Here is a 5722-nt window from a genome sequence, read left to right as displayed (position 1 = left end):
TTTTTGTTGGGATGAATTTTGTCACATCCCCTTTCTTTAATATGAAATCGGATGCAGCCATTTAGCCGTTATAGGCCAGATCATACAGCTTCTCCATGGCTTCTGGTGTTCTTACACCAGGATTTAGCAGAAAGAGATCCGAGGGGAGGAAGAAGACCTTATGATTTTCTACAGCTTTCAAATGATTCCATGCAGGATTTGAACGCATGTCTTCATCCATCTTCTTGTTGATTTCATCAGCATTTCCCATTGTCACAACAAAGATGATATCCGGGTCGTCTGCAGTCAGCTGTTCAAGAGAATAAGGAACGGTTTTCCCATTCAGATTAATATTCTTATGGGAAACGACGACATTGTTCATTTTCAGCAATTCTACCATAGATGCACAAATCGATTCAGGAGTTTCGGCAGTAATTGATTTGCCGGTAGCCCTTAATACGGCGACTCTGGCTGGTGTCTCTGCAGATGCCTTTTTTTCTATATCAGACATCTTGTTATTATAATCAGCTACAATCTTTTTTGCGGCATCTTCCTTGCCATAAACCTGTCCCATAAATTCCAGCAAAGGAACGTTATCCTTGATTCCATCATAATTAATCAGGATATAGGGAATCTTGTTGCTTTGAAGCAGCGATTCAAGTTTTGCATCATGACTTTTCTCGCCGATAACAAAGTCCGGCTTCATTCCCACCAAGGTTTCCATATTGATATGCTGGATAGTGCCGATGATTGGGAGAGATTCTGCCTCAGGAGGAATCGGGCTTGTGGTTACAGGTCTTGCAACAGAAGTGCCGCCGACACTATAAGCCATGTTCAGCAGGGGAGCGGTCAGCGTGACGACTCTCTTCGGCTGGGCTTTCATTGTTACCGTCTGCTCCTCATATTTGTATTGAATGGAACCCTTCTCAGAGGATGTACCTGAAGTTGCACATCCTGCAAGAGTGAAACAGAGTGCAGCCGATACAAGAAGCGTGCAAATCTTTTTTGGAGACATTTTTTCCCTTTCTACGAATATAGTTCGTCTGCAGAAGCAGAATAAATATCAAGCCTGATGGATTTTATTGGATGATTGTTAAAAGAACCTCCTCGGCATAGAATGACGGAGAGGTTCTTTTTATCATATCACAAATGGGATTATTTCTGCAGTGCGGACAGCGCTTCTTCAGCTCTGTTCACATAGATCTGACGGACATTCTTGTTTTCACCAAGTCCATGGATGTAAGTCTTTACAGTAAATCCGTCTTTTTCAAGGATGCTCTTATGAGAATCCGGATCACTGCCAGCCATATCATTATTTGCATGATCACCAGCGACCATCATGATTGGCATCAGGGTAACTGTCGTATAACCGCCAGCTTTCAGCTTCGGGATGACATCTTCAAGATTCGGACGGCCTTCTACGGAGTATACGAACACATCATTCATACCGAGCTGCTGCAGACGATCCTGAATAACAGAATAGTAAGCATTGCCCGGATGCGGGGTGCCATGAGCCATAATCAAGGTAGCTTCATGCGGTCCCATTTTCGGAATTTGGCTCTTGAGAGCATTTAAGAATTCTACGATCTGATCTGGTTCACCTTCGGTGCCCTGGAAATACATAAGAGGCATTGCAAGAGAAAGTTTCTTGAAGTTATTAGCCTGCATCTTGGTAATGATAGAGTCATAGCTGTATTCCATGCCAGGAATAACATCGAGAGAAACGACGGCAACACGTGTATATCCGTCTGCTTTCAGTTTAGCAAACGCTTCCTCAGGCGTTAACTTCTGAATTCCTTCCTTTGCCTTGACTCGATCGATGATGATATGGGAGGTATAAGCTTCATATACAGGTACCCCAGGATTGGCTTCCTGAATGGCTTTTTCTACTGCATCAATAGTTTTGGCACGAGTGTCTTTAAATGTTGTGCCAAATGTCATTACGAGAATGGCATCTTTGTTTGGCGCATTCTTCATTGCGGGGTTTTCAGATGTCCAAACACCTACGGTAGATGCTTCGCGAAGAGCTGGTGTAACATCCTTGACTTCCGGATTCAATTCATAGGCACTTGTCGAAAAACTGGCACCCAATGCACAAAGTGCAGCCATAGAGGCAACCACCATACGTCTAACTCCTTTTTTCATTAGAAAATCACTCCTTTTGCTAAAATTCTGATAGAAATAGAATTATAAGCAACTCGAGAGAGAATCTGAGCATTTCCCAAGTACTTGATCACAGTCTTGAGTTGTTTTATATCATAACTTTAATACAGGATTATTCTAAAGTCAACAAAAAACACAGAATTAATTAATATATCAATAGAAATAAATTAGAACAATCGGTACGTTTGAAAACATTTATAAATTAAGGTTTAGGATATAAAGCTGCATACCAGGAAATAAAAGGAAAATGAAAAATAATACGCTTCTTCTTCAGGATGATTAAAAGCAACAGGAAACCATCCGGAATTTCACCTGGAAGAGCAAATAGCAAAGCAGGTCTTCTTTACAACAGATAAGCTGGTTTTTGATGATTGTTATACCACAAACATGATATAATAAATTGTATTACTATAGAAAGGTATAAAAATGTATGAAAGCATTTTCCGCACTAACGAATAAATTAGGAATCGATCTGGGCTCCTCTCAAGTCCGTATTTTTCGTGATGACAGAGTGGTATTAGAAGAATCCAGCGTTGCCGTAGTGGATAACATCAACGGCAGAGTTCTGGGATTTGGCACAGACGCATTGATCCGATACCATAAAGAGCCAGAAAATCATTACTTGGCATGGCCTGTAAAAAACGGTTCTATTGCTGATTATAACATTGCAAAATCAATGCTGCGCTATTTTATCAATAAGGCGCTTCATCATTCGGTCAGCCGTCCATCCGTAATGATAGCGGTTCCCTGTGAGACAAGTTCGGTAGCAAGGCATGCATTAGTGGACGCCTTGATGCATGCAGGCGCGAGGCAGGTTTATTTAATCGCCTCTCCGGCTGCAGCAGCTATCGGGGCTGATTTCAATCTTGAGAATTCCTCGACGATTTTATCCATGGTCATAGGCCGGGATGTTACAAATGTCGGATTATATTGCTGCGGCGGCATCGTCTCTCAGGTGGGAGATGCCTTTGGCGGACATAATATTGATGTTGGAATCTGTCAGTATCTTCAGGATAAATATAATGTCCTGATAGGAATAGAGCAGGCTGAAAAATTAAAGAGTGAAGTGATTTCTTTAACCCGCGGAGGGAATCAGGATACTTTTACCATACGAGGCAGAAGGATCAGTGATGGGGTAGAAGTTGTCATCGAACTGTCCCTCGAAGAGCTGAGCCCTGTTATGAAAAAAATCATGAAGCCTGTCTTATCGTCTGTTAAAAGGGCTATAGCAGAAGCAACACCGGATATGGCAGGCGATCTGCTGAAGAATGGCCTGCTCCTTTCTGGCGGCAGCGCACTATTGTCCGGATTAAAGGACTGGCTTTCTTTTGAATTGGGGATTCCTGTGCTCGTTCCGGATAATCCCGCAGATATTATTTCAGAAGGCTGCCTGAAAGCTTTGGACAAGCAGAAACATCTTTCTCTCTTGATAGAGAATGGTGAAAAATATTATGGAGGCGCTTAATCGTGATATTTTTTGATAGGAAGAAGATAGTATTTGCCATTCTTCTTTTTATATTTGCAGGAGCTTGCGGCTGGTTCTGGAGGCACAGAGAATATATTCCCTTTGTTTCCCAGCCTCTTTCCACCGGAGCAGCACCCTTTGAATATGGGGTAAGCCGCGCAGCCTGGAATACAAGAGATGGATTGGGAATCCTTTCTCAGGTTCTGAATAACTGGAAAGAATTGGATTCTCTTAAAAAAGAAAACGAGAGCCTGAAAGCTGAACAGTCAGGTTATAGTGAAATATTGGCTGAAAACATAAGGCTCAGGAGTCTCTTGCAATTCAAGCAGGGTTATAAGCAGTACAATATGCTTGGAGCATCAGTCATTACGAGAGATTATGGCGGATGGACACAGACCATGGTGATTGACCGCGGAGAAGACAGCGGTTTAAAGAAGTATATGCCGGTTATTGTTCCGCCCGGTCTGGTCGGATTCATCAGCGAAGTCTATGAAAATTCAGCCCGTGTTCAGCTTCTTCTTGATCCAAGGACTACAGTTGGCGGAATTGTAGAGAGACCGGCTTCCCGTGTCGTTTCTATGGTATCGGGAAACAGCGGCAGTCCTGACAAGCTTGCCTTTATAAATCTCGCAAGAGAGGCAGATGTCCTAAAGGGTGATGTTATCATCACTTCGGGCTATGGCGGAGTTTATCCGAAGGGTCTGGTTATTGGAACAGTTTCTAATGTTGATGTGGATACGATAGGCGGAAGCCAGGTCGCATATATAACGCCGGCTGCTGATTTTTCTCATTTAGAAGAGGTATTCGTTATTACGGATCAAGTACAAAAAACAGCACCCGGGAGTATTACGGCTAATGCACCTAAGCGTGAACCGCCAATGAACCCCAACAAGGTGCAGGCAGGTGAGAAATAATGAGTTCTTTTTCGATAACGATTTTCATACTTGTCGTTATTTTTATTCAGGCTTCATTTGCTCCAATGCTTTTTCATGGATTGGTCCAGCCGGATCTGATCCTGACCAGTATTGCCATTGCAGCACTTCTTTTTGATAAAAGGAAAGCTTTTGCCATAGCAATGGCCGGCGGGCTCATTCAGGACATTATCATTGGCAACTTTTTTGGCCTTCATTTACTGCCATACTTATTGATAACAGCGCTTCTGGTCAGATTTGGAAGAGGAAGATATACACGCCACTGGTATATATCTTTGCTTGCTGTTGTTATGGCAACGATTGTGTACTTGCTGTTCTCCAGTTTGATTTTGTGGTGGGGAGGAAGTCATTATCTTTCCTATTCCTACTTCTTGAGTCTAGGTATTCCGCTGACTTTCTTAAATGGTCTTTCGTCTATAATCCTTTATAATTTATTGTGGAGGATGAAGCGTGAAAGTGAGCCCAAATGGTGAAAAGAAAAAACATACCAACTTTTTTGACAAGCTTATTAAAAAATAAAGAAGAATCCAGATATGCCCGGATGATTTATGCTGCAATCATTCTCTTGTTCATATTGTCAGCCAGATTATTTTACATGCAGGTGGTCGAGGGCAGTTACTATAAAGAAGAAGCAGATGGAAACAGAATCCGCAGTATTCCTGTTCAGGCTACCCGCGGAGTCATGTATGACAGGAACGGAGTCATTCTGGCAGGTTCAAGGCCTGCATACAGCGTCATCATGCCTGTTGACAGGAAGGGAAATACCTTAAGTGATGACGAACTGCAGAAATTATCAGTCCTGCTAAAAATGCCTGTTGCTGATCTGAAGAAAAAGATAGAAGACAATAAGAGAGCTTTTGGTGCTATTTATCTTGCCAATGATGTCGGCGTAGATGTAGCAACACAGATTGAAGAAAAGAAAGATGATTTCCCGGGAATTCAGATCGAGGTCAATCCTCTTAGAGTGTATCCTTTAGGAGCGGCTGGAGCGCAGGTACTTGGATACGTTGGTGAAGCCGGTCCGGATGATAAGGATGCTGATGGAAATCCATATACAACAGCAACTTTGATCGGAAGAGCCGGAATCGAAAGGAAATACAACCAATACCTTGAAGGGAAAAACGGATCAAAAACAATTGAAGTCAATGCTTCGGGGCAGCCGGTCGGTTATGTCGGCGGTACA

General features: G+C 42.7%; 5 protein-coding genes and 1 pseudogene. 4 read left to right on the top strand and 2 right to left on the bottom strand.

Translation table 11 applies throughout. From position 1 onward, the window contains the following. Positions 1-61: 61 nt before the first annotated feature. A complete protein-coding gene (locus tag M3200_RS03490) occupies positions 62-994 on the bottom strand; it encodes an ABC transporter substrate-binding protein (protein WP_288178113.1) in 933 nt (310 codons plus the stop codon). Between the two features lie 140 nt (positions 995-1134). Then, positions 1135-2124 (bottom strand): sirohydrochlorin cobaltochelatase, encoded by a 990-nt coding sequence (locus M3200_RS03485; RefSeq protein WP_022382148.1) that lies wholly within the window; start codon positions 2122-2124, stop codon positions 1135-1137. Positions 2125-2572: 448 nt separating this feature from the next. Between M3200_RS03485 and M3200_RS03480 the strand changes: the two genes are divergently transcribed. The 4 genes and pseudogenes from M3200_RS03480 to M3200_RS03465 all read left to right on the top strand — a co-directional run. Beyond that, the gene (locus M3200_RS03480) at positions 2573-3607 is read left to right on the top strand and encodes a rod shape-determining protein (protein ID WP_022382147.1); all 1035 of its coding nucleotides are present in this window, start codon (positions 2573-2575) and stop codon (positions 3605-3607) included. Between the two features lie 2 nt (positions 3608-3609). Beyond that, positions 3610-4521 (top strand): rod shape-determining protein MreC, encoded by a 912-nt coding sequence (gene mreC / locus M3200_RS03475; RefSeq protein WP_022382146.1) that lies wholly within the window; start codon positions 3610-3612, stop codon positions 4519-4521. Then, entirely contained in the window at positions 4521-5012 is a 492-nt protein-coding gene (mreD, locus tag M3200_RS03470; protein ID WP_022382145.1) for a rod shape-determining protein MreD, read from the top strand. Before mreC ends, mreD begins: the two co-directional genes overlap by 1 nt. 122 nt (positions 5013-5134) lie before the next feature. Then, a pseudogene (locus tag M3200_RS03465) lies at positions 5135-5722 on the top strand (penicillin-binding protein 2); the annotation flags it as partial.

The sequence above is a fragment of the Dialister sp. CAG:357 genome, from assembly GCF_000435155.1.
GTDB lineage: Bacteria > Bacillota > Negativicutes > Veillonellales > Dialisteraceae > Dialister > Dialister hominis.
This window is presented reverse-complemented; position numbering and strand designations above follow the sequence as displayed.

Coding starts and splice junctions, on each gene's coding strand:
- M3200_RS03480 (WP_022382147.1), top strand. CDS start 2,573: ATGAAAGCATTTTCCGCACTAACGAATAAATTAGGAATCGATCTGGGC.
- mreD (WP_022382145.1), top strand. CDS start 4,521: ATGAGTTCTTTTTCGATAACGATTTTCATACTTGTCGTTATTTTTATT.
- M3200_RS03485 (WP_022382148.1), bottom strand. CDS start 2,124: ATGAAAAAAGGAGTTAGACGTATGGTGGTTGCCTCTATGGCTGCACTT.
- M3200_RS03490 (WP_288178113.1), bottom strand. CDS start 994: ATGTCTCCAAAAAAGATTTGCACGCTTCTTGTATCGGCTGCACTCTGT.